The 23,046-nt window shown below is 58.4% G+C and carries 21 protein-coding genes and 1 tRNA gene; 21 read left to right on the top strand and 1 reads right to left on the bottom strand.

The window, feature by feature from the left end:
* The first annotated feature begins 81 nt into the window (after positions 1-81).
* From spoVT to B0B07_RS14700, 8 genes are all read left to right on the top strand, one after another.
* Complete coding sequence (gene spoVT, locus B0B07_RS14735) at positions 82-618, top strand: stage V sporulation protein T (RefSeq protein ID WP_076760146.1); 537 nt, start codon at positions 82-84, stop codon at positions 616-618.
* Between the two features lie 130 nt (positions 619-748).
* Positions 749-2,362, top strand: a complete 1,614-nt coding sequence (locus tag B0B07_RS14730; RefSeq protein WP_076760145.1) for a putative polysaccharide biosynthesis protein — start codon at positions 749-751, stop codon at positions 2,360-2,362.
* The gene (gene yabN, locus B0B07_RS14725; protein ID WP_076760143.1) at positions 2,359-3,819 is read left to right on the top strand and encodes a bifunctional methyltransferase/pyrophosphohydrolase YabN; all 1,461 of its coding nucleotides are present in this window, start codon (positions 2,359-2,361) and stop codon (positions 3,817-3,819) included. Before B0B07_RS14730 ends, yabN begins: the two co-directional genes overlap by 4 nt.
* Positions 3,816-4,106: an RNA-binding S4 domain-containing protein gene (locus B0B07_RS14720; protein WP_076760141.1), complete on the top strand. Its 291-nt coding sequence runs from the start codon at positions 3,816-3,818 to the stop codon at positions 4,104-4,106. Before yabN ends, B0B07_RS14720 begins: the two co-directional genes overlap by 4 nt.
* A gap of 174 nt (positions 4,107-4,280) precedes the next feature.
* Positions 4,281-4,586: a sporulation protein YabP gene (gene yabP, locus B0B07_RS14715; RefSeq protein ID WP_076760139.1), complete on the top strand. Its 306-nt coding sequence runs from the start codon at positions 4,281-4,283 to the stop codon at positions 4,584-4,586.
* Positions 4,583-5,086 (top strand): spore cortex biosynthesis protein YabQ, encoded by a 504-nt coding sequence (gene yabQ, locus B0B07_RS14710; RefSeq protein WP_076760137.1) that lies wholly within the window; start codon positions 4,583-4,585, stop codon positions 5,084-5,086. The genes yabP and yabQ overlap by 4 nt, the downstream gene beginning before the upstream one ends.
* A 50-nt stretch (positions 5,087-5,136) precedes the next feature.
* Positions 5,137-5,601, top strand: coding sequence for a septum formation initiator family protein (locus B0B07_RS14705; protein WP_076760136.1), 465 nt, complete (start codon positions 5,137-5,139; stop codon positions 5,599-5,601).
* Between the two features lie 380 nt (positions 5,602-5,981).
* Positions 5,982-6,416 (top strand): S1 domain-containing RNA-binding protein, encoded by a 435-nt coding sequence (locus B0B07_RS14700; protein ID WP_076760134.1) that lies wholly within the window; start codon positions 5,982-5,984, stop codon positions 6,414-6,416.
* 313 nt (positions 6,417-6,729) lie between these two features.
* Here the strand turns inward: B0B07_RS14700 and B0B07_RS14690 are convergent.
* A tRNA-Met gene (locus tag B0B07_RS14690) sits at positions 6,730-6,803 on the bottom strand.
* A 183-nt stretch (positions 6,804-6,986) separates the two neighbouring features.
* On the opposite strand from B0B07_RS14690, the gene B0B07_RS14685 reads away from it, so the two are divergent.
* The 13 genes from B0B07_RS14685 (at position 6,987) to lysS (ending at position 22,794) form a co-directional block, all read left to right on the top strand.
* Positions 6,987-9,395 carry a SpoIIE family protein phosphatase gene (locus B0B07_RS14685; protein WP_076760132.1) on the top strand — a complete coding sequence of 803 codons (2,409 nt, stop codon included), beginning with the start codon at positions 6,987-6,989 and terminating at the stop codon, positions 9,393-9,395.
* Between the two features lie 65 nt (positions 9,396-9,460).
* Entirely contained in the window at positions 9,461-10,903 is a 1,443-nt protein-coding gene (gene tilS, locus B0B07_RS14680) for a tRNA lysidine(34) synthetase TilS (RefSeq protein WP_076760130.1), read from the top strand.
* Positions 10,900-11,442: a hypoxanthine phosphoribosyltransferase gene (hpt, locus tag B0B07_RS14675; protein WP_076760128.1), complete on the top strand. Its 543-nt coding sequence runs from the start codon at positions 10,900-10,902 to the stop codon at positions 11,440-11,442. The genes tilS and hpt overlap by 4 nt, the downstream gene beginning before the upstream one ends.
* A 124-nt stretch (positions 11,443-11,566) precedes the next feature.
* Positions 11,567-13,549 carry an ATP-dependent zinc metalloprotease FtsH gene (gene ftsH, locus B0B07_RS14670; protein WP_076760126.1) on the top strand — a complete coding sequence of 661 codons (1,983 nt, stop codon included), beginning with the start codon at positions 11,567-11,569 and terminating at the stop codon, positions 13,547-13,549.
* Positions 13,550-14,366: 817 nt separating this feature from the next.
* The gene (locus B0B07_RS14665) at positions 14,367-15,131 is read left to right on the top strand and encodes a type III pantothenate kinase (protein WP_076760124.1); all 765 of its coding nucleotides are present in this window, start codon (positions 14,367-14,369) and stop codon (positions 15,129-15,131) included.
* A gap of 19 nt (positions 15,132-15,150) precedes the next feature.
* Positions 15,151-16,038: an Hsp33 family molecular chaperone HslO gene (gene hslO / locus B0B07_RS14660; protein ID WP_076760122.1), complete on the top strand. Its 888-nt coding sequence runs from the start codon at positions 15,151-15,153 to the stop codon at positions 16,036-16,038.
* On the top strand, positions 16,019-16,954 hold the full coding sequence (locus B0B07_RS14655) for a peptidyl-prolyl cis-trans isomerase (RefSeq protein WP_076760120.1): 936 nt from the start codon (positions 16,019-16,021) through the stop codon (positions 16,952-16,954). The genes hslO and B0B07_RS14655 overlap by 20 nt, the downstream gene beginning before the upstream one ends.
* 308 nt (positions 16,955-17,262) lie before the next feature.
* Complete coding sequence (gene cysK, locus B0B07_RS14650; protein ID WP_076760119.1) at positions 17,263-18,192, top strand: cysteine synthase A; 930 nt, start codon at positions 17,263-17,265, stop codon at positions 18,190-18,192.
* Between the two features lie 140 nt (positions 18,193-18,332).
* Positions 18,333-19,184 carry a dihydropteroate synthase gene (folP, locus tag B0B07_RS14645; protein WP_076760117.1) on the top strand — a complete coding sequence of 284 codons (852 nt, stop codon included), beginning with the start codon at positions 18,333-18,335 and terminating at the stop codon, positions 19,182-19,184.
* 5 nt (positions 19,185-19,189) lie between these two features.
* Complete coding sequence (gene folB, locus B0B07_RS14640) at positions 19,190-19,555, top strand: dihydroneopterin aldolase (protein ID WP_076760186.1); 366 nt, start codon at positions 19,190-19,192, stop codon at positions 19,553-19,555.
* Complete coding sequence (folK, locus tag B0B07_RS14635) at positions 19,555-20,070, top strand: 2-amino-4-hydroxy-6-hydroxymethyldihydropteridine diphosphokinase (protein ID WP_076760116.1); 516 nt, start codon at positions 19,555-19,557, stop codon at positions 20,068-20,070. The genes folB and folK overlap by 1 nt, the downstream gene beginning before the upstream one ends.
* A gap of 52 nt (positions 20,071-20,122) precedes the next feature.
* Entirely contained in the window at positions 20,123-21,145 is a 1,023-nt protein-coding gene (gene dusB, locus B0B07_RS14630) for a tRNA dihydrouridine synthase DusB (RefSeq protein WP_076760114.1), read from the top strand.
* Between the two features lie 158 nt (positions 21,146-21,303).
* Complete coding sequence (gene lysS, locus B0B07_RS14625; RefSeq protein WP_076760113.1) at positions 21,304-22,794, top strand: lysine--tRNA ligase; 1,491 nt, start codon at positions 21,304-21,306, stop codon at positions 22,792-22,794.
* Positions 22,795-23,046 lie beyond the last annotated feature (252 nt).

Here is a 23,046-nt window from a genome sequence, read left to right as displayed (position 1 = left end):
GTGATTGCATAAATTGGCGATTCGTGATGCATACTAACCCCGCGGGCACATAATCGAACTGTCGAAAGCGAGGCATCACGAATGAGAGCAACCGGAATTGTCCGGCGGATCGACGACCTTGGTAGGATCGTCATCCCGAAGGAAATCAGACGGACGATGCGAATACGGGAAGGTGACCCCCTCGAGATTTACACGGACCGGGACGGGGAAGTCATCCTGAAGAAATACTCTCCGATCAGCGAACTCGGCAACTTTGCCCGAGAATATGCAGACACGCTTTATGAAACGCTCGGCACACCGGCGCTGATCAGCGACCGGGACGAAGTGATTGCAGTGGCGGGCCTTTCCAAGAAAGACTACCTCGGCAAGCGCATCTCGCCGGATTTGGAAGATTTGATGCTCGGACGGACGCCCGTCGTGGAAAAAAACGAAAAAACGCTGGAGTGGGTGCAAGGCCAGGTCGAACAAGTGAAATCCTCCTGTATCTGTCCGATCATTTCGGGCGGAGACCCGATCGGGGCCGTCTACCTGCTGTCAAAAGTACATTTTATCGGTGAAGCTGAACTGAAAACGGCTGAAACGGCTGCACATTTTCTCGGCAAGCAAATGGAACCATGATAGAGACAGGCGGGAAGGGCCGCCACGCGAAACCGGACGATTCCGGGCGCGTGGCGGCCCTTCCCGGTTTTGCATGGAGCGGCATGTTATAATGGGGCCAATCCCGCCAACAGAAGGAAGCAGACCAAGCATGCAACAGCAATGGAACATGAAAACGTTCATGAAAGGCGCGGCCATGCTGGCCGCCGCCGGAATCATCGTCAAGATCCTGAGCGCGGTTTACCGTGTGCCGTTCCAGAACCTTGTCGGTGACAAAGGCTTCTACATATACCAGCAGGTGTATCCGTTCATCGGAATCATGACCGTCTGGACATCATCCGGGTTTGCGGTCGCCATTTCCAAGATCCTGGCAGACCGGGACCGTGAGGAGGCAGGGGGAGTCATGCGGATCGCCCTCCTTTACCTGGCTGCCGTGTCCGGTCTGTCGTTCCTGGTCCTGTTCGCCGGCGCCGGGACGATCACCGGATGGATGGGCGACCGGGCTCTGGCACCGCTGCTCCGGACCGGATCGGTCGTCATCCTGCTCATGCCGCTGCTGGCTCTTTTGAAGGGGGCATTCCAGGCGCAGGGGAGGATGGGCCCCGTCGCCGGAGCGCAGATTGCGGAGCAGGCGGTCCGCGTCCTGGTCATCCTGGCCGGGACATGGATCGCCGTTTCCGCCGGCGCGTCGCTTTACCGGGCGGGCGAGGCTGCGATGTGGGGGACCGTGATCGGCGAGTTGGCCGGTGTCATCCTGATCCTGGTGTTGTACCGGAGATGGGAAGGCCGGCCCGATCTGCGTTCCCGGGTGGCGGTTCCGTTCTGGCCGGTTGCCAGGGAACTGACGGCAGTGAGCCTCGCTGCAAGCCTGAGCTCGCTCATCCTCCTGTTTTTCCAGCTGATCGATTCGTTTACGATGTTCAACCTGATGACCGCGTCCGGTTCGTCGCGCGAGGCGGCCATGGAGGCGAAGGGGGTCTATGACCGGGGCCAGCCGCTCGTGCAGATGGGCATCCTGATCGCTTCGACGCTGTCTCTCACGATGGTTCCCCTTGTGGCTGCGCATATCGGGAAAAAGTCGGGCCGGACTGCCGAGCCGTTCGTCCAGCTGGCCTGGAGGGCCGCGTTCCTGTTCGGCTGGGCCGCGTCGCTCGGGCTGATTCTCGTCATGCCGTATGTGAACGAGATGCTCTTTGAGACGCGGAGCGGTTCCGGCGCACTGATGATCTTCTGCCTCCAGATATTCTGGCTGTCGCTCATCCTGCCGCTCATGGCGGTCTTGCAGGGGCTTGGCCGCGTGAAGATTCCGGCGCTGATTTTATTCGGCGGGCTCGTGCTGAAGGGGCTGGCGAATATGCTGCTCATCCCGGACATGGGCATTACGGGCGCGGCGATCGCGGGCAATGCCGGATTCGCCGCGGCGACGGCCGGACTCCTCGTTTATTTCAAGCGGGTCTGGACGGTCCGCCTGGCGGACGGGAAGTTCTACCGCGCCGTCATCGGTGCATCGGTCCTCATGGCGGCCGTCCTCATCCCCTGGATGGGGCTTTCCGACAAGTGGCTGTTCGCCGGCCTGCCTTCCAGGACCGGGGCGATGCTCACCGGCCTGTCCGCTGTGGCGATCGGTGCCCCGCTGTTTCTGGCGGCGATCGCGAAGTCCCGCATCTTATCGGAAAAGGAATGGTATCTCCTGCCTGGCGGCAGACGCCTTGCGGGAATGCAGTTATATTTGAACAAAAACCGGAAAAGTGAGGGATCCGAATGAATGAACTGACTGTGATCGGCCTCGGAGCGGGTGATTTCGACCAACTGCCGATCGGGATCTACCGGAAACTGAAGCAGGCCGGAAAATTTTATGCCCGGACCGCCGATCACCCGGTATTGGACGAATTACGGGCGGAAGGGCTGGAGATTGAGACATTCGACTCCGTCTATGAGAAGCATGACGAGTTCCCGCCCGTCTATCGGGAGATCGCCGATACGCTGATCGGGCTGGTGAAAGAGGAACCGGTGCTGTATGCGGTGCCCGGCCATCCGCTTGTCGCCGAGCAGACGGTCGCCCACCTGGTCCAGGCGGAGAAGGAAGGGAAGATCCGGCTGAACATCGAAGGCGGACAGAGTTTCCTGGATGCGGTGTTCGGTGCCCTGCGCATCGACCCGATCGACGGATTCCAGCTCATTGACGGGACCTCTTTCCGGAGGGATGACGTCAACATGTCCCATCATGTGCTCATTGCCCAGGTGTACGACCAGTTCAGCGCCTCCGAAGCGAAGCTCACCCTCATGGAGAAGTACGCTTACGACCATCCGGTGACGATCGTGTCCGCCGCCGGGTCGGCCGGGGAATCGCTCGTCACCGTGCCGCTGTTTGAGCTGGACCGGTCGGTGAAAACGGACAATCTGACGACGGTGTACGTCCCGCCTGTCGCCGGCCTCGGGGACAAGCTGAAGGAATGGGCCGCCTACCGGGAGATCATCCGTATCCTGCGCAGTCCGGACGGCTGCCCATGGGATCGCAAGCAGACCCATGAATCGCTCAAGAAGTACATGATCGAAGAAGCCCATGAACTCGTACAAGCCATCGATTCCGGCGACGACGAGGCGATCATCGGTGAACTCGGTGACGTGCTCCTCCAGGTTTTGCTGCACGCGCAGATCGGAGAGGATGCGGGCTATTTCTCGATGGAAGATGTGCTGGAATCAGCCGGCGAGAAAATGATCCGGCGGCATCCGCATGTATTCGGCGATACCAAAGCAAAAGACGCGGATGAAGTCGTCAGGAACTGGCAGGCGATCAAGGATGCGGAAAAGGAGGCATCCGGATCGATCCTGGACGGCCAGGATCGGATCTCCTCATCGCTCCTGACATCGTTCAATTATCAGAAGGAAGCGGCGAAAGCCGGTTTTTCCTGGCCGGACGCCGGTGGAGCGAAAGAGAAGTTCGAGGAAGAATGGCAGGAATTTCTCGAAGCGTGGGCGAATGGGGAAAAAGAGGAGATGACGGAGGAGTTCGGCGATGTATTGTTCACGCTCGTGAACATCGCCCGCTACTGCAGCATCTCGCCAGAAGAGGCGATGACGGGCGCCAACCGGAAGTTCAGGCGGCGATTCGCCCATGTTGAGGAACGGGCCGCGGCCGGCCGCGGGGGATTCGGCAACTACACGCTTGAAGAGCTCGACGGGTTCTGGAACGAGGCGAAAAGAATGGAGAGAGAACGATGAGACTCGATAAATTTTTGAAAGTGTCCCGGCTGATCAAGCGCCGCACGCTGGCCAAGGAAGTGGCGGACCAGGGGCGCATCACCGTGAACGGCAAGACCGCCAAGGCATCCACCGTTGTGAAGGAAGGCGATGAGCTCGCCATCCGGTTCGGGCAAAAACTCGTGACGGCGCGCGTGGATATGCTGAAGGACAGCGTCAAGAAAGACGAAGCGGACTCGATGTTCACCATCCTGAAAGAAGAAAAGCTGGAGAAGGTCGACCCGGCCTTCATTGACGACGAAGATTGATCCGGATACCGCCTGCTGCCCGTCCATGTGACGGCACAGGCGGTTTTTTATGGGCCATCGGAATGGGCGTCCCGGCATGAGGGCGGTCCGCCTTCCCGTCCCCCTGTCATGTTTCCGCCGCCCGGCTCATACAATGCGGTGAACGGACAAGGACAAGCAAAGGGGGAACGATCTATGCAATTCCAGCAAACGGACAACCCGTCGCCAACATACGCCATCCCTTCCGGAGACCATGTGGTCACGATGCGCAACCGGAAGCGGATGGACCTCACATCCGTCAAGACGATCGACCGGTTCGACCAGGAGGAGTTTCTCGTCCGAACTTCACAGGGACAGCTCCAGATCCGCGGAGAAGAACTCCGTATTGTCCATCTTGACGTGGACAAGGGTCTTCTGACACTTGAGGGGAACGTGAAAACGCTCCATTACGATGACGAAGACGGCCATTCCCGCAATATCCTCACCAAACTGTTCGGATGATCGTCTCCCAGCAGCTGCTCGGGCTTCTGGCCATGCTCGCAACAGGTGTCCTTGCCGCGGCTGCCATCGATGCCGTCCGGACTGCAGCGGGAGGCACGCGGGCGGGGATCTTCATGGAGCTGGCCGCATGGCTGCTGCTCGGGATTGCAGCCTATGGGGTGCTGTTCACCGTGCGGGACGGTGAGTGGCGTTTCTATGATCTCCTCGCTCAATTCTCCGGGCTTCTGCTTTATGAATCGGTTTTCAGGAAACCCTTCCGTTTTGCCGGCCGCCTCGTGCGGATCCTTATCCTGAGGCCGGTGTTTCTGATTTTGCGTGGAATCATCAGACTCGTATTATTTGTCGTCGCAATTCCGTTCCGCATCATCCTCTTCATCTTGAAGTTAATTTCGAGGCCGTTCCGGCGTCCTTACCGGGCCGTCCGGCGCCGTTTAGGTGCCAGAGCAAGAAAAATCCGGAAATCGCTCCCCCGAAACCCTTTAAAAAAACGCTCCGCCTGATGTATAATGGATAAAACATGCGATCCGCAGATCAGGCAGGGGGACCAGGGATGGAACAACGAAACAGGCAGTCAAAACCGGCACGGCGGCCCGTCACTCCGATCCAGACTGACTACGTCCGGGCCAAGGAACGCAAGGAACAGATCCGGCAGGCCAGGAAGACCCGGCTGTACCGCCGGCTCGCCGTGTTCGGGCTCATCGTGCTGCTCACGTTCGGCTGGATGACTTGGTCGATCGTGGAAAAGAACAAGGTGCTCGCGGCCAAGCAGCAGGAGAAGGAAGCAGCGCTTGCCGAACTGGAAAAGCTGGAAGAGGAAGGGCACGACCTGAAACTGCAGCTGGAAAAGCTGGACGATCCGGAGTACATCGCCAAGCTGGCCAGGAAGGAATACCTGCTTTCCGAAGAGGGGGAAATCATCTTCACCCTGCCGGACGACAAAGACAAGAAAAAAGACGATGGCAGCAAAGAAGATAAAAAAGAAAAGGGCGGCGAGGACTACGACTCCGGCAAGTGAACAGGCCGGACACCGCCCACCACGGCCTGCCGGACACCGGGCAGGTTTTTTATTTGCGGAAAACTGCGGGCCGGGCCCCCGGTCCCCGGGAAGAACGGCGCTTTTGACACCGGTGGGCCATTTGGTCAGTTTCAGACCTGCGGATGGAGCAAACCCGCTCTGTTCCGGGCGGAATGCCGGCCGGGCCCGAACGGTAAATTGGAAGCTGTCCTCAAATAACATGAGCCTTTGGTCATGCAATCAATTCCAGCCATTTTATTGACACTCTTTTTTTGTAAGTTATAATGAAGTATAAGGGACTTGAAGGGTCAAGACCCCGAATATGCATATGCACGGCTGCAAAGCAGCCCGCTTAATCTTTAAGGAGGAGCATTTTTTTTATGTCAATTGAAGTCGGCAGCAAGGTACAGGGAAAAGTAACAGGCATCACAAACTTCGGGGCGTTCGTCGAGCTGCCTAACGGGAAGACCGGACTGGTCCACATCAGTGAAGTGGCAGATCACTACGTCAAGGATATCAACGATCTTCTGAAGGTCGGCGACACCGTTGAAGTAAAAGTGATGAACATCGGGACTGACGGGAAGATCGGCCTGTCTATCCGTAAAGCGAAGCCGGAAGCCGAACGTCCGCAGCGTCCGGAGCGTCCGTTCCGTCCTCGCGGAAATCGCGATGCCGGCGGGCACGGCCGCGGTGCCCGTCCAGAGAATTTTGAACAGAAGATGGCCCGGTTCCTTAAGGACAGTGAAGACCGCCTTTCCACGCTCAAGCGTGCGACCGAATCAAAACGTGGCGGCCGGGGTGCGAGAAGAGGCTGACTTGCTGGCTGCTTCGACGGAAAAAAATGATCTCGATATATCGTTCTATGACGGCTTTCCGGATGATCATCCGGAAAGCCGTTTTTACTGTTCCGGTCGGGCCGCCGGCAGTGTCGAACGGAGGTTGTTTCATGTGGAACATCCGCGAAAAAAGGGGGAGCATGCCTTTTGGACGTTGCGGGATGGCGGCCGAAAGCACCACTGTGCGAACGGAAGGACGCCGTCTTCTTTTTTGTGGAAAAAGAATAGTTGAGTTTCCATTGAACGACAAAAAACCCGGCAGCCGGATGGACCGGATGCCGGGTTTTCGTGATGGCGGCAGAGGGGATCGAACCCCCGACCTTACGGGTATGAACCGTACGCTCTAGCCAGCTGAGCTACGCCGCCATGTCAGAAGACACTCCAATATCATAACCGCGCCCCGGCCCCGTGTCAATCGGTTTTTTGAAGCAGGGCTGATTCCCTCCGATTCCGTCGAAAAGTTTTGCCGCCCGGACGCCATGAACAGACAAACTTTCGTCCAACACCCCGGTATACTCGACACACTGATCCGAACGAGGGGGAATCGAGATGAGGGTGTTGGGTAGTGAGTCTCTGACAAATGCCGTCTGGCCTTTCCGGAAGTGGCTTGAGACGTTCGGCAAACGAAAAGTGAAGTGGAGTTTTTCAGTGTTTTTCCTGGTTGCATCGTTCTTCCTGTCGCGCGCTGTGCTGTTCGGGGCGGCGGTGCCGTTCCTGTTGCCGATCTGGGCAATCGCTTCAATCCGTTACCGTGCATACTTGCCGCTCGTCATCATCGGGGGCGGCCTCGGAAGCCTGACAGGGGGACCCGGACAAGCCGTCATCCATGTTCTGCAGGTTCTCTTGTTCCAGGCGGTGATCCGGTTCAAGCCGGCGAGGAAATGGGTGCCGCTGACAGTCGCCGTTTCGGTGCTGCTTGTCCAGTCCGGCTGGCAGTTCGTTTCCTATGCGGGCAAGGTACCGGGAGATATCTGGTTCTTCATCGGCTGCGAGGTGCTGCTCACGCTGTTCATGGGCATGTTCCTGTTTGCGGTCCTCACACCGGTTCACAGGTTTCTGCATGAACGCTGGACGGCAGAGCGCGCGGGGGCGGCGTTCATCGTCGGAGCATTCATCATCACGGGCATGGGGGGAGCGGTGTTCGGATACTTCTCGCTTCCTGCCGTGCTGATCCACTTCGCCATCCTGTTTGCCGTTTCGGTGGGAGGCCTCACTGCGGGGACTGCGGCGGCACTCGTGATCGGGTCGATCGTGAGCGTGTCGGAGCTTTCATTCAGCGGGATGATCGCACTTTATGCGTTGACCGGTTTTTGTGCGGGTGCCGCCTCCCGGCTCGGCAAGGTCGGGATTGCCCTGGCAGCGCCGCTCGCATCGCTGTTCTTCTATATGTATGATGCCACCCTTCCGCTGGATGCGGTCCATTTCATGTCGCTGGCCCTTTCGACCCTGATGTTCCTGGTCATCCCGCAGCGGTGGATCGACGAGTGCCGGAACCGGATTTATCCTGACCGTACCGGGCAATCCGAACGCAGGCGGCGCTGGCTCGAGGAGAAAATGGACAGCCAGCTCCATGATTTCCATCAGTTCGCCCATTTCATGTCCCGCCTCGTCGGAGAACATGCGGACGACCAGGATACCGGCATCCGGCATGAGCCTCCGTCGATCTGCCACACGTGCTTCCGCAAGGATAAATGCTGGGGGGGCGATGCAGAGGGGATCGTGCCGGCGATCGATGACTGGATGGCCGCCCAGGCGTCGCCTTCGCGCGGGGCGAGGATCCGTGCCGAAGAGCGGCTCGGCTACAAGTGCGTCCGTTCCCAGGGGCTCATCCGCCAGCTGGAGGAGGATTACTCCGCGGCCGTCCTGAACAGCCAGCTCCATCACGGAAGAAAGATGCTTGCCCTCCAGCTCCGGGACATGAGCAGGCACCTGAACGATATGATGATGAATATGAAAGAAGAGATTAAATCATTCCAACCCGAGGAAGAAGAGCTCTCCGGACGCCTCCATGAACTCGGCATCCCGCATTTTCAGGTCGATATCCTGTCGGAGGAGCAGGGTGCCAGGAAAATTGTCCTCTCGCTCCCGGAACAAAAAGCGGAATGGGAAACCGAGCGGATGGTCGCCGAACGGCTGGTCATGCCGGTCCTTCAGGAGATGTACGCAGAACCGTTCGAAGTCGAAAAGTCCGTCTGGCTGGAAGAGCCCTTCCCCCATCTGCAGGTGACCTTCATCTCGGCCGTCCGGTTCACAATGGATTATGCGGTCGTCTCCTCTTCCAAGGAAGGGACGTTCCATGCGGGGGATGCCCATGAAGTGTTCCATCTGCACGACGGGCTGGCGGCCGTCATCCTGTCGGACGGGATGGGATCGGACATCCATGCCTACCGGGAGAGCCGGAAGGTGATCCGGCTCATGAGAGAGTGCCTGAACCGCCGGATGGACCCGGAGACGGCGATGCATACGCTGCACTATGTCATGTCTCTGAAGGGCGGCGATATGTACGCGACGGTCGACCTCGCGCTCATCGATCTGCAGGACGGCCGGCTCTGGTCGTGGAAGGCCGGCTCGATGACGACCTATATCAGCCGGGGCGGCCGTCTCATGAAGCTGGAAGGGTCCACGGCGCCGTTCGGATTCCTGCCGTCCTTCTCGATCGATGCGAAACGCCACGGCCTGAAGGCAGGCGACACGATCGTCATGATGACGGACGGGATGTTCGCGCCGGGCACGGAGCCGGCCCAGCAGGAGCGGGTGCTCGGGTCGATTCTCGCCAAGTGCGAGGACGCCGGCCCGGACCAGACGGCGGACATGGTGATGCAGGAACTGGCAAGGAAATTCCGCCTGCCTGCGGACGACCGGACCGTCATCGCCATCAAAATCGAGCACACTGTCCAGAAATGGTCTATTTTCAAGCCAAATCCGAAGGTTACCGGGAGGGAAACGGTGGTAAGATAGAAGGAAAGCTGGATGCCGGGTCAGTTGATGACTTGGTCGGCTCCGGTAGCGGGGGAGGTGCGGCGATGGACAGGATGGAACGGGAGGCGCAGGACTTTTTCATGGACAGCGGGCTCGACACGGAAGGGAAACGTCTGCTCGTTGCCTGCTCGGGAGGACCCGATTCCATCGCCCTTCTTCATTTCATGGCCGCGAGGGGCCCGGCGCTCGGTCTTCAGATCGGCTGTGCCCATGTCGACCATATGCTGCGCGGCGAGGAGTCTGCGGAAGATGCGCGCTTTGTCCGTGCGGCCTGTGCGGATCTGGGCGTGCCTTTCCATGGAACCGCCATCCCGGTCGGAGACCTTGTGCGGGAGCAGGGCGGCAATGTCCAGGACGTCTGCAGGTCGGAGAGGTACCGGTTCTTCGAACGGGTGATGGAATCGGATGGCTATGACCTGCTGGCGACGGCGCACCATGCGGACGACCTCCTTGAAACGGTCCTGATGAAGCTTGCGCGCGGCACTTCCGAACCGGCTCCGGGAATCCCGCCCGTCCGGACGTTCGGCCCGGGCCTTCTCCTGCGCCCGCTCCTGATGGCCGGCCGGCCGGATATCATGGACTATGTTGCGGCGAATAATCTGGCGTTCCGCACGGATCCGTCCAATGCCAAGCCGGCCTATACGAGGAACCGGTTCCGGCACCGGATCGTCCCGCTCCTGCTTGAAGAGAACCGGGAGGCCGCCCGCCATTTTGCCGCGTGGGACATGGAAAGGCGGGAGGATGATGAGCTGCTCCGCCGGCTTGCGGAGGAGCACGCCGGATCGTTTTCCGAACGGCTCCCCGAAGGCGGCGCAGCCGTCGACACGGCGAAGTTTTCCGGCATGCCATCTGCTTTACAACGGCGATTCATTCCCATACTATTAGACTATCTGTACCGACCGGGACCGCCCCCTTCAAACAGGCGGCTCGCGGCGCTGATCCGGAGCGAACTGCTCAAAGCGGAAGGCAGCGGAGCAGTGGACCTGCCGGACGGATGGGTGCTGGAACGGACCTATGCCAGGGCGGTATTCAGAAGGCATGCCCCACGGGAACCGCAGGGCGGGACGGAGTCCATCCCCTTTCCGAAAGACAGCTGGGTGCAGGCGGGCAACGGACTCCGGCTTTACTGGTCAGAGTGCGGAACCGCTCCCCGGATCCGTGCGGGCGGCGGGACGGAGGTTCTTTATTTCGATGAAGGGCCTGCGTTTCCGCCGGCCGGCATCAAAGTTCCGGAAGAGGGGGATCGGCTCCTTCTCCCGAACATGGAGAGTCCGAAGCGGGTCTCCCGGATCTTCATTGACGAGAAAATTCCGCGGCACAGACGGGCGGATTGGCCGCTCGTCACCGGCCGGGACGGTCGCATCATCGCAGTGCCCGGCATTCGATACGGGGCCGGGTTCACGCGTGATGCAGACGCCGGCTGCCGGTACATATTCATCGTGGAAAACGCAGCAGGTGCGGTCCACGCACAGGAGGATTCAAAATGATTGGCAAGGATATTGAAAAGACCCTCATCTCCGAGGAGCAGATCCAGGAGAAAATCCGTGAGCTCGGCGCGGAACTGACACAGGAATATGAAGGCAAGTTCCCGCTGGCCATCGGCGTCCTGAAGGGTGCGCTCCCGTTCATGAGCGATCTTATCAAGCAATTTGACGGCTACATTGAAATCGACTTCATGGACGTGTCGAGCTACGGGAATGCGACCGTCTCGTCGGGTGAAGTGAAAATCATCAAAGACTTGAACACGAGTGTCGAGGGGCGCGATGTCCTCATCATCGAGGACATCATCGACAGCGGCAAGACGCTGAGCTACCTTGTCGACCTGCTGAAGTACCGGAAAGCGAAGTCGATCAAGATCGTCACGCTGCTCGACAAGCCGACAGGCCGTAAAGTGGACCTGAAGGCGGACATGGTCGGATTTGAAGTGCCGGATGCATTCGTCGTCGGCTACGGACTGGACTACGCGGAGAAATACCGGAACCTTCCGTACATCGGTGTACTGAAAAAAGAAATCTATTCATTCTGAGGAAAAATTAGGTACCGGAAGCGCCTGCCGGTACCTTTTCCAAAACAGAGCCTTTTCCTTTGGCGGGCGTGAATTCGTGTGATAAGATTTACTATAGTTTTCTTTTATGGTGAGGAGGCTCGGGATGAACCGAATATTAAGGTATACCATCTTGTACGGCCTGATTTTCCTCGTGATCATGGGGATTTTTGGATCGTTCAATAACCCGAATACCAAAACGGACAATCTGACGTACAATGATTTCCTTTCATCACTTTCCAGCGGCGAGGTCAAAGAAGCGACCATCCAGCCGAATCAGCTGGTTTATGAAGTCAGGGGGATGATGAAGAACGCCAAGGAAGGCGAGACATTCATCGTCAACATCCCTCCGGACAATGAACAACTTATGAATGAGATCGATCGGGTTGCGGACCAGACCGACACGAAGATCACGTTCCTGCCCGCTCCTCAGTCGAGCGGCTGGGTCCAGTTCCTCACGGGGCTCATTCCATTCATCATCATCATCATCCTCTTCTTCTTCCTCCTGAACCAGGCCCAGGGCGGCGGGAACAAGGTCATGAACTTCGGGAAAAGCAAGGCGAAGCTCTATAATGAAGAGAAGAAGAAAGTCACGTTCGATGACGTGGCGGGTGCCGACGAAGAAAAGGCGGAACTCGTCGAAGTCGTTGATTTCCTGAAGGATCCGCACAAGTTCGACAACATCGGGGCCCGGATTCCGAAGGGGATCCTCCTCGTCGGACCTCCGGGTACCGGTAAAACCCTCCTCGGCCGTGCAGTTGCCGGAGAAGCGGGCGTTCCGTTCTTCTCCATCTCCGGTTCGGACTTCGTCGAGATGTTTGTCGGGGTCGGGGCATCCCGTGTCCGCGACTTGTTCGAAACGGCCAAGAAAAATTCACCGTGCATCATTTTCATCGATGAAATCGACGCGGTCGGCCGCCAGCGCGGCGCCGGTCTCGGCGGCGGGCATGACGAGCGCGAGCAAACGCTCAACCAGCTCCTCGTCGAGATGGACGGATTCGGCGAGAATGAGGGCATCATCATCATCGCCGCGACAAACCGTCCGGACATCCTTGACCCGGCACTTCTCCGTCCGGGCCGGTTCGACCGCCAGATCACGGTCGGCCGTCCTGACGTCAAAGGCCGTGAAGCCGTGCTGAAAGTCCATGCACGCAACAAGCCGCTTGCCGACAGTGTCGACCTGAAGGCGATCGCTGCGCGCACACCGGGCTTCTCGGGCGCGGATCTTGAGAACCTTCTGAACGAGGCGGCACTCGTCGCTGCCCGCCGCAACAAGAACCTGATCGATATGCTCGACATTGACGAGGCGACAGACCGCGTCATCGCCGGGCCGGCCAAGAAGAGCCGTGTCATTTCCGAGAAGGAACGGAACATCGTCGCCTTCCACGAAGCGGGCCACGTCGTCATCGGCCTCACGCTCGATGAGGCGGAGATGGTCCACAAAGTGACCATCGTGCCCCGCGGCCAGGCAGGCGGCTACGCAGTCATGCTGCCGAAGGAAGACCGGTACTTCATGACGAAGCCGGAACTGTTCGACAAAGTGGCCGGCCTCCTCGGCGGCCGCGCCTCCGAGGAAATTGTCTTCGGTGAGGTGTCGACCGGTGCGCACAACGACTTCCAGCGTGCGACCGGCATCGTTCGCCAGATGGTCACCGAATACGGGATGAGCGACAAGCTCGGCCCGATGCAGTTCGGACAGAGCCAGGGCGGCAATGTCTTCCTCGGACGCGACATCGGCTCGGAGCAGAACTACTCCGACAAGATCGCCTATGAGATCGACCAGGAAATGCAGTCCATGATCAAAGAACAGTACGAGCGGACGAAGAAGATCCTGACAGAACGACGCGACCTGCTCAACCTGATCGCCACGACGCTCCTCGAGAAAGAAACGCTCGATGCGCGGGAGATCAAGCATCTGGAAGAGCATGGCCGTCTGCCGGATCCGCTGCCGGTCGACAAAGAAATGGAAGCGGACGCCGACGTGACACCGGACTCGACCGGTGCGCCGACGGACCCGTCCGCAGGTGACCTTCCGCAGGAGGAGTCGGGCGATGAACCGCTCGGCCCGATCCGCGAAGACCGCCGCTGATCCAACCTAAATGAAACCGTCCGTCCCATCCGGGGCGGACGGTTTTTTCGTTAGGACATCCCGGGCGTGCCCGGGGAAAACTCAACGGAGATTGGGGGGAAACTCGGCGTGGTTTGAGGAAAGCTCAACGTGGTCCGGGTAAAACTCGACGTGGTGAAGGGAAAACTCATCGCGTGTCACGGACTGAGTAAAACTCCACGTGGTTGAAGGTAAACTCGAGATGGTTAAGGGAAAACTCATCGCGGCCACGGACTGAGTAAAACTCGGCGCGGTTTAAGGAAAACTCAACGTGGTCCAGGTAAAACTCGACACGGTGAAGGTAAAACTCAGCGTGGTCACGGATTGAGTAAAACTCAACGTGGTTGAAGGAAAACTCGGGATGGTTAAGGGAAAGCTCATCGCGGCCACGAACTGAGTAAAACTCGACGCGGTTTAAGGAAAACTCAGCGTAGTCCGGGTAAAACTCGACACGGTGAAGGTAAAACTCATCGTGGTCACGGTCTGAGTAAAACCCGTCGCGGTTTAGGAAAACTCAACGTGGTCCGGGTAAAACCCGACACGGTGAAGGTACAACTCATCGTGGTCTGAGAAAACTCAACCTGAATAAGACAAATCTCGGCGCACCCCGGGTAAATTCAAGGCGAAAGAGGGGAAACTCACTATAACCGCCTCACCCGCGCCGGGCCCGCACTGCGAAGCAGACACCGCGCCGAGGACCGGTTTATGCCTGCCGAGTCAGTGCGGTCCGCTCTGCTTTTATCCGGTCATCTCCTTGTGGTATGATGTTTTGGAAACTGGGAGAAGTGAGGAATTGGCCATGATTCTGGTGATGGATACAGGCAACACGAATATCGTTCTCGGCGTCTATGACGGCGATGAGCTGAAATATCAATGGCGGATGGGCACAAACCGCCACAAGACCGAAGATGAATTCGGGATGCAGGTGAAGGCGCTTTTTGAACATGCCGGCGTTGGAATGCATGAAGTCGAAGGGATCATCATCTCGTCCGTCGTGCCGCCGATCATGTTTGCACTTGAGCACATGTGCGAGAAGTACTTCGGTCTCAAGCCGCTCGTCGTCGGACCCGGGGTCAAGACGGGCCTGAACATCAAATACGAGAATCCGCGCGAAGTCGGTGCGGACCGGATCGTCAACGCGGTGGCCGGCATCCAGGAATACGGGAGCCCGCTGATCATCGTCGATTTCGGCACGGCCACAACCCTCTGCTATATCAACGAGCGGAATGAATACATGGGCGGCGTCATCGCGCCGGGCATCGGCATATCCACCGAAGCCCTGTTCGAACGGGCGTCCAAGCTGCCGCGGGTCGAACTCGTCCGGCCCGAGCAGATCATCGGGAAAAACACGGTTGCCGCCATGCAGGCGGGCATCGTGTTCGGCTACGTCGGCCAGGTCGAAGGCTTGATTGCCCGAATCAAGGCAACCGCCCTCACTGAACCGAAGGTGATTGCGACGGGCGGATTGGCTCCGCTCATCGCAGCGGAAACGGACAGCATCGATGTAGTGGACGGCCAGCTGACACTCAAGGGACTCAAGCTGATTTACGATAGAAATCAATAACGGATGGAGAGGGATACAGATGGCTGATTATATTGTCAGAGGGTTGGCGTTTGATGGAACGATCCGGGCCATGGGAGCACGGACGACCGATACGGTCGGGGAGGGCCAGCGACGTCACGGGACGTGGCCGACGGCAAGTGCCGCACTCGGCCGTGTGATGACAGGAACGGTCATGCTTGGCGCCATGTTGAAGGGTGATGACAGCATCACCGTCAAAGTGGAGGGAGACGGCCCGGCCGGCCCGATCCTCGCCGATGCAAATGCCCACGGAGAAGTGCGCGGCTACATCACTCATCCGAATGTCCACTTTGATCTGAATGAACAGGGGAAGCTCGACGTCCGCCGCGCAGTCGGGACGAACGGAATGTTCTCCGTGGTGAAGGATCTTGGGCTCCGTGACTATTTCACAGGGCAGGTTCCGATTGTCTCCGGTGAAATTGCGGAAGACTTCACACAGTATTTGACGGTCTCGGAACAGGTGCCTTCCGCAGTCAGCCTCGGCGTGCTGGTCAATCCGGACAACTCCATCCTCGCTGCAGGCGGATTCATCATTCAGGTGATGCCGGGCGCTTCTGACGAGACGATCACCCTGCTTGAGCAAAAGCTTGCCGCGGCCCGTCCGGTTTCCCGTCAGATCGAAGCCGGCCTTACGCCGGAGGAGATCCTCCAGGAAGTGCTCGGTGAAGAAAATGTCGAATTCATCGACCGGCTGCCGGTCGCTTTCCACTGCAACTGTTCAAAGGAGCGCTTCGGCAATGCGATCGTCGGCCTCGGCGCCCAGGAGATCCAGGAAATGATCGACGAAGACGGCGGAGCGGAAGCCCAGTGCCATTTCTGCATGGAGACGTACCAATTCTCGAAAGAAGAACTGGAAGGGTACTTGAAGGATGCGCAGGGCGGGGAATGAATCTGAGCGGCCGCTTGCGAAACGCCGCCTGAAGACGAAACCTGTCCTTGTCATTCTGACCATCCTGCTTGCGGGCAATCTGTTCTGGTTCACCCTGTGGGTGACGAAGGGCGGATCGTCTTCGGCTGAGGGAAGCGAGCAGGTGGCGTCCGTCGGCAAACAATCGATCAGCCGGGAAGACTGGATGGCGGCGATGGAAAAACAGTACGGCCGGGAGACGCTGCGCGAGCTGGTCAACCGGTCGGTCATGGACGCCGCCGCCAAAAAGTACGGCATCAAGGTATCGGATGCCGAGATCGACATCGAGCTGGCGCTTCTCCGCTCTGAAGGAGAAGGGACCGGTGATGCCTACGGAGATCCGGATGATGATTCCATCGCAGAGCAGGTGAAATCCCGGCTCATCCTGGAAAAGGTGCTGACCAAAGATGTCATCGTCGAGGACGAGGACATCAAGCGCTATTACGAGGAGAACGAGGCGCTTTATGATGTAAAGACGTCTTACCGGACGTCCGCTATCATACTTCCGGGCCAGGAAGAGGCGGAACAGACGCTCAAGGAGCTGAAAAACGGCTCTTCTTTCGGCGTATTGGCCAGGGAGCGGTCGACTGATGCGGCATCCGCCAGCCTTGGGGGAGACATCGGCTATGTGAGCAAGTCGTCGGAAAACGTCGACCCGGCGATCATCGACGCGGTCGTGGGAATGAAAGAAGGAGAAACGGCCGGCCCGGTTGCCCTTGCTGACGGCACCGTTGCCCTTCTCCACGTACCGGGTGTGTATGAAGGCCGGTCGTTCAAGTTCAAGGAAGTGAAGGACCAGATCCGCCGTGAGCTGGCATTGGAGCAACTGACCCAGTCCGTCACGCCGGAAGCATTCTGGGACGAATTCGGAGCTGAATGGTTCTACGGCAAACAATGAATGGATAGCATGCCTTCGGGTGTGCTTTTTCTGTATGCACCTTTCGTTTCCGGTCATACCGGGAGCGGCACGGCCATCCTGGCCGGAGCAGAGACCATCCAAGATCGGCCGGGTTCACCGCATCATCAGCCAGGCGTGATAAAAATTGACCGGATCTGATGAGGGCCGCCGCCAAGAAAAGAGTATTGCCCCGAAAAAGGGGAATAAGAAAGGTATGCGTCCGTTTCGGATTGACAGCCGGCGGCATACATTGATAAGATGGCAATATTAAAACCTATTAGAATAATAGGGATTAGGAGTGAACGAGGATGAAGACGAGAGTCGGGAATACGATTACAGACTTGGTCGGGGGGACGCCGCTCGTAAAGGTGAACCGTCTGACGGGAGCCAACGACGCGGACATTTACCTCAAGCTGGAGTATTTCAACCCGGGCAGCAGCGTCAAGGACCGGATTGCACTCGCCATGATTGAAGCCGCCGAGAAGGAAGGCAAGCTGAAAGAAGGCGATACGATCATCGAGCCGACGAGCGGCAACACCGGGATCGGCCTGGCCATGATCGCTGCGGCCAAAGGCTACAAATCGGTCATCGTCATGCCGGACACGATGAGCATGGAGCGCCGCAACCTGCTCCGGGCATTCGGTGCGGAGCTCGTCCTCACTCCGGGTGCGGAAGGCATGAAGGGCGCCATCGCCAAAGCGGACGAACTGGCCGGTCAGAACGGCTGGTACATGCCACAGCAGTTTGAAAACGAGTCGAATCCGGAGTATCACCGTCTGACGACAGGGCCTGAGATTGCAGATTCCCTTGACCAGGTGGATGCGTTCGTCTCCGCCATCGGCACCGGCGGCACCATCACGGGCGTCGGTGAAGTGCTGAAGGAGCGATTCCCGGATGTGAAGATCGTCGCGGTCGAACCGACAAAGTCACCGGTCCTTTCCGGGGGCCAGCCGGGCCCGCATAAGATTCAGGGCATCGGCGCCGGATTCGTCCCGAAAGTGCTCGATACCGACATCTATGATGAGATCATCCAGGTGTCCGACGAAGACGCGTACGACACGGCACGGAGAGCCGCACGCCAGGAAGGTGTTCTCGGCGGAGTATCCACGGGGGCGGCCATCTTCGCTGCGCTCGAGACGGCGAAGAAGCTCGGCAAGGGCAAGACCGTCGTCGCGATCGTCCCGTCGAACGGCGAACGCTACCTGAGCACGCCGCTGTACCAGTTTGATGAGCAGTGAATCGATCCATCCGAAGAGTGCCGAGTGCACTCTTTTTTTATTTCACCGGCGATTTTCCGGTTTTAATGGAAACCTGCTGACTGATGGCGATAAAATAGACTGGAGCAGGCGGCATTGTCCGTCTGGAATGGAGGGTTTTCATGGAATTCAACGGTTCGGACGGCCGCTACCAGATCGGCGGCACGTCTTTTGATCTAAATAAAGAAACGGTCATCATGGGCATCCTGAACGTGACACCGGATTCGTTTTCCGACGGAGGCCGACATGGCGGAGTCGGGGATGCGGTCCGGCATGCCCGGAAAATGCGTGATGAAGGTGCGAAGATCATTGACGTCGGCGGCGAGTCGACGCGGCCGGGCCATCAGGTCATTTCCGTCGATGAGGAACTGTCCAGGATTGTCCCCGTCATCGAGCGGCTGAAGGATGAGGAAGGGATGTGCCTGTCAGTCGATACATACAAGGCCGAAGTGGCGAAGGGGGCGCTTGACGCAGGGGCCCATATCATCAATGACATCTGGGGGGCCAGGCGCGAGCCGGCAATTGCAGGGCTTGCGGCGGAGCGCGGAGTACCGATCATCCTCATGCATAACCGGGAAAAGGCCGAATACGGCGATTTCTGGCCGGAGGCAAAGGCCGATCTGGAAGAAAGCCTGCGGATCACGAAGCGGGCAGGCGTCGAGGACGGCCAGATCTGGCTAGACCCCGGCATCGGTTTCGGCAAGACGACGCACCATAATATCCTCATGATGCAGCATCTCGGCGACCTGGTGGAGATGGGCTACCCGGTCCTTCTCGCGACGTCGCGCAAGCGGCTCATCGGCAACGTCCTCGGCCTGCCGGTTGACGAGCGCCTGGAAGGAACGGGCGCGACCGTCTGCTACGGCATCCAGAAAGGATGCGGGATGGTCCGCGTGCACGACGTGAAGGAGATCGCGCGGATGGCCAGAATGATGGATGTGCTGACCGGCAGAATGGAGTATGAAGGAGAATGAAAAAAATGGACTTTATCCATCTTCATGACATGGAGTTTTATGGCTATCACGGGGTGCTGCCGGAAGAGACGAAGATCGGACAGCGGTTCCGGGTCAACCTGTCGCTGGCAGTCGATCTGGCAGGGGCAGGCCGGACGGATGACCTTGAGCTCACGGTGAACTATGCGGAAGCCTACACGCTCGTCAGGGACATCGTGGAAGGACAGCCGGTGAAGCTCATCGAGACGGTGGCCGAACGGATTGCCAAAGCGGTGCTCGGTGGATTTGCGGGGAAAGTGTCGGGCTGCCGGGTCCGGGTCCTGAAACCGGATCCGCCGATCCCCGGCCATTACCGCGCAGTGGAGGTCGACATCACAAGGGGGCGGTTCTAATGAATACGGCCTATCTGTCAATCGGGACGAACATGGGCGACCGGGAGGCCCATCTGCGGGAAGCGGTCCGGATGCTTGACGCCCTTCCGGGAACGGGGGTGGACGGGGTGTCTTCCATTTATGAAACCGACCCGGTCGGATTCGAGGATCAGCCGGCTTTTCTTAACATGACCGTCCGGCTGAAGACGGAACACCCTGCGGAAGTGCTGCTCGGCCACTGCCAGGAGATCGAGTCCGGGCTCGGCCGCGTGCGCACTGTGCGCTGGGGCCCCCGCACGGCAGACCTTGACATTCTGCTGTTCAATGATGAAAATATGGAGTCGGAAAAACTGACGGTGCCGCATCCGCGCATGCAGGAGCGGGCGTTCGTTCTCGTTCCGCTCCTGGAGATGGATCCGGGGCTCCGTCCGGCGCTTGAAAAGCGTTTTCCGGGTTTCCCGGCAGTGGATCTGGATCAGGGAATCCGGCTATGGAAGCCGGTCGGAGGGCCGTCAGCGTTTATGGCAGGGGAATGAATCCCCCAGCCCTTTTGAGCAGCAGGAGTCAAAGGAAGCAGGAGGATCATATATGGCGGCAACGGACAAGCCATTCGAAATTGGCGGCATCAAGATGGATAACCGGGTTGTCCTCGCCCCGATGGCGGGGGTATGCAACTCGGCGTTCCGGCTGACGGTAAAGGAGTTCGGCGCCGGACTTGTATACGCCGAGATGATCAGCGACAAGGGCATCGTCCAGCGGAATTCGAAGACGATGGAACTGCTTTATATCGACGAGCGGGAATATCCGCTGTCTCTGCAGATTTTCGGCGGGGACAAGGAGACGCTCGTCGAAGCGGCCAAGTATGTCGACAAACAGTCGAATGCCGATATCATCGACATCAACATGGGCTGCCCGGTGAACAAGATCATCCGCTGCGAGGCGGGGGCGAAGTGGCTGCTCGACCCGGACAAGATCCATGAGATGGTGTCCGCGGTCGTGTCCGCAGTCGACAAGCCGGTCAGCGTCAAGATGCGCATCGGCTGGGATGATGAGCATCTGTTCGGTGTGGAAAATGCGAAGGCGGCAGAAGCAGCCGGCGCTGCGGCAATTGCCGTCCACGGCCGGACCCGTGTACAGATGTATGAAGGAAAGTCGGATTGGGACTGGATCCGCAGGATGAAGGAAGCGGTCGATATTCCGGTGATCGGGAACGGGGATGTCGAGACGCCCCAGGATGCGAAGCGCATGCTTGAGCAGACGGGCGTCGACGGAGTCATGGTCGGCCGCGCCGCACTCGGAGATCCCTGGATGATTTACCGGACGGTCAGATATCTGGACACCGGCGAACTGATCGGACAGCCGACGCTTCGGGAAAAGATTGACGTGTGCCTTCTTCACTTCAAACGGCTCGTGGAGCTCAAAGGCGAGTACACCGCAGTGCGCGAGATGCGGAAGCATGCCTCCTGGTACATGAAGGGGATCCGCGGAAATGCGAAGATCCGCAAAGCGATCAACCAGGCTGAATCCGCGGATGAGCTGACGGCTTTGCTGAATGAGTTCACCGTCGAGATGGAAAGCCTCGGACTTGCGGAAGCACCGAGCGCGGTATAGGAAAGGACAGGGCTGCCGCAGATGCGGCGGCTTTTTTAAATCCGGGGAACGGATGTCCGGGACTGCAGGGGCAAAATGAAGTGAACAACCGGGCAGGATTGTGTACAATGAAGGCATGACTGTAAATCGGCCCACGGAAGATAAAGGAGAGGAAGACAATGTCGCATCTGGATGAATTGAACGATCAGCTCGTGGTGAGACGCGAGAAAATGTCGGAAATGAGGGAGAACGGACTGGATCCGTTCGGCGGCCGTTTTGAGCGCACGCACCTCACTGCCGGGATCAAGGACGAGTTCGGCGAAAAGTCGAAAGAAGAGCTCGAGGCCGAGGAGCATGAAGTGACCATCGCCGGCCGCATCATGACGAAGCGAGGAAAAGGAAAGGCGGGCTTTGCCCATATCCAGGACCTTGACGGCCAAATCCAGATCTACGTCCGCAAAGATGATATCGGGGAAGCGGCATATGAGCTGTTCCTGTCCGCGGACCTCGGCGACATTGTCGGCGTGAAGGGAATGGTGTTCCGGACGAAGGTCGGGGAACTGTCGGTGCGTGCGAAAGAGTTCACCTTCCTCACAAAGGCGCTCCGTCCCCTGCCGGACAAGTTCCACGGCCTGAAGGACGTGGAACAGCGTTACCGCCAGCGCTATCTGGACCTGCTGACGTCCGAGGAAAGCAAGGAAACGTTCCTCACGCGCAGCCGGATCATCCGTTCCATCCGTCATTATCTCGACGGACAAGGCTTCCTGGAGGTCGAGACACCGATGCTCCACAGCATCGCCGGCGGTGCGGCGGCACGTCCGTTCATCACCCACCACAACACACTCGACATGGAGCTTTATATGAGGATCGCCATCGAGCTGCACTTGAAGCGGCTCATCGTCGGCGGTCTTGAAAAGGTATATGAGATCGGGCGGGTATTCCGAAACGAAGGGATTTCTACGCGCCATAATCCTGAGTTCACGATGCTTGAGCTGTATGAGGCATATGCCGACTTCCAGGATGTCATGGAACTGACGGAGAACCTGATCTCCCATGTGGCACAAGAAGTGCTCGGAACATCCAAGATCATGTACGGGGGAGAAGAGATCGACCTGTCCCCGGGCTGGAAACGGCTCCACATGGCAGATGCCGTCAAAGAATACACAGGCGTCGACTTCTGGAAGCAGATGACGAAGGAAGAAGCGCATGAGCTTGCAAAGGAACACGGGATCGAAGTGAAGCCGACGATGGAAGCCGGCCACATCCTCAATGAATTCTTCGAGCAGAAAGTCGAGGAGCAGCTTGTCCAGCCGACATTCATCTTTGGCCATCCGGTGGAAATCTCCCCGCTTGCCAAGAAGAATCCGGAGGACGGCCGCTTCACAGATCGCTTCGAGCTGTTCATCGTGCGCCGCGAACACGCGAATGCCTTTACGGAACTGAATGACCCGATCGACCAGCGCCAGCGTTTTGAGGCCCAGCTCGTTGAGAAAGAGCAGGGCAATGACGAGGCACATGAAATGGACGAAGACTTCATCGAAGCACTCGAGTACGGCATGCCGCCGACCGGAGGCCTCGGAATCGGCATTGACCGGCTCATCATGCTGCTCACTGATGCGGCATCGATCCGGGACGTGCTTCTGTTCCCGCAGATGCGTTCCCGCGACTGACGGAAACCATCAAAAATAACAGCCGCCCGTTCCCGTCCAGGGAGCGGGCGGCTGTTCGATTTACCGGGTTGTGCAAGCAAGTCAGACAGCAAGCGAAAGTGAAGATTCCGACTATGCAAGAAAGGCTTGCGCGGAAGTTTGCCCGGTGGTATATTAATCAACGTTGTGATTTTAACCGATCACAGCCGCGAGAAAAAAGAATGAAAAAAGTTGTTGACTCGGACAGCTGGCGGTGCTATACTAATAAAGTCG

Origin of the sequence: Edaphobacillus lindanitolerans (assembly GCF_900156305.1) — a bacterium.
Taxonomy (GTDB): Bacteria; Bacillota; Bacilli; order Bacillales_A; family Planococcaceae; genus Bhargavaea; species Bhargavaea lindanitolerans.
The sequence above is the reverse complement of the archived record's forward strand: the minus strand, read 5'-3'. Positions and strand labels throughout refer to the sequence as shown.

Excerpts from the sequence above, each read along its gene's own strand:
- spoVT (WP_076760146.1), top strand. The coding sequence starts at position 82 with ATGAGAGCAACCGGAATTGTCCGGCGGATCGACGACCTTGGTAGGATC.
- B0B07_RS14720 (WP_076760141.1), top strand. The coding sequence starts at position 3,816 with ATGAGACTCGATAAATTTTTGAAAGTGTCCCGGCTGATCAAGCGCCGC.
- hpt (WP_076760128.1), top strand. The coding sequence starts at position 10,900 with ATGATTGGCAAGGATATTGAAAAGACCCTCATCTCCGAGGAGCAGATC.
- cysK (WP_076760119.1), top strand. The coding sequence starts at position 17,263 with ATGAAGACGAGAGTCGGGAATACGATTACAGACTTGGTCGGGGGGACG.
- yabQ (WP_076760137.1), top strand. The coding sequence starts at position 4,583 with ATGATCGTCTCCCAGCAGCTGCTCGGGCTTCTGGCCATGCTCGCAACA.
- yabN (WP_076760143.1), top strand. The coding sequence starts at position 2,359 with ATGAATGAACTGACTGTGATCGGCCTCGGAGCGGGTGATTTCGACCAA.
- folP (WP_076760117.1), top strand. The coding sequence starts at position 18,333 with ATGGAATTCAACGGTTCGGACGGCCGCTACCAGATCGGCGGCACGTCT.
- tilS (WP_076760130.1), top strand. The coding sequence starts at position 9,461 with ATGGACAGGATGGAACGGGAGGCGCAGGACTTTTTCATGGACAGCGGG.
- lysS (WP_076760113.1), top strand. The coding sequence starts at position 21,304 with ATGTCGCATCTGGATGAATTGAACGATCAGCTCGTGGTGAGACGCGAG.
- ftsH (WP_076760126.1), top strand. The coding sequence starts at position 11,567 with ATGAACCGAATATTAAGGTATACCATCTTGTACGGCCTGATTTTCCTC.
- dusB (WP_076760114.1), top strand. The coding sequence starts at position 20,123 with ATGGCGGCAACGGACAAGCCATTCGAAATTGGCGGCATCAAGATGGAT.
- B0B07_RS14730 (WP_076760145.1), top strand. The coding sequence starts at position 749 with ATGCAACAGCAATGGAACATGAAAACGTTCATGAAAGGCGCGGCCATG.
- B0B07_RS14705 (WP_076760136.1), top strand. The coding sequence starts at position 5,137 with ATGGAACAACGAAACAGGCAGTCAAAACCGGCACGGCGGCCCGTCACT.
- folB (WP_076760186.1), top strand. The coding sequence starts at position 19,190 with ATGGACTTTATCCATCTTCATGACATGGAGTTTTATGGCTATCACGGG.
- B0B07_RS14665 (WP_076760124.1), top strand. The coding sequence starts at position 14,367 with ATGATTCTGGTGATGGATACAGGCAACACGAATATCGTTCTCGGCGTC.
- B0B07_RS14700 (WP_076760134.1), top strand. The coding sequence starts at position 5,982 with ATGTCAATTGAAGTCGGCAGCAAGGTACAGGGAAAAGTAACAGGCATC.
- yabP (WP_076760139.1), top strand. The coding sequence starts at position 4,281 with ATGCAATTCCAGCAAACGGACAACCCGTCGCCAACATACGCCATCCCT.
- B0B07_RS14655 (WP_076760120.1), top strand. The coding sequence starts at position 16,019 with ATGCGCAGGGCGGGGAATGAATCTGAGCGGCCGCTTGCGAAACGCCGC.
- folK (WP_076760116.1), top strand. The coding sequence starts at position 19,555 with ATGAATACGGCCTATCTGTCAATCGGGACGAACATGGGCGACCGGGAG.
- hslO (WP_076760122.1), top strand. The coding sequence starts at position 15,151 with ATGGCTGATTATATTGTCAGAGGGTTGGCGTTTGATGGAACGATCCGG.
- B0B07_RS14685 (WP_076760132.1), top strand. The coding sequence starts at position 6,987 with ATGAGGGTGTTGGGTAGTGAGTCTCTGACAAATGCCGTCTGGCCTTTC.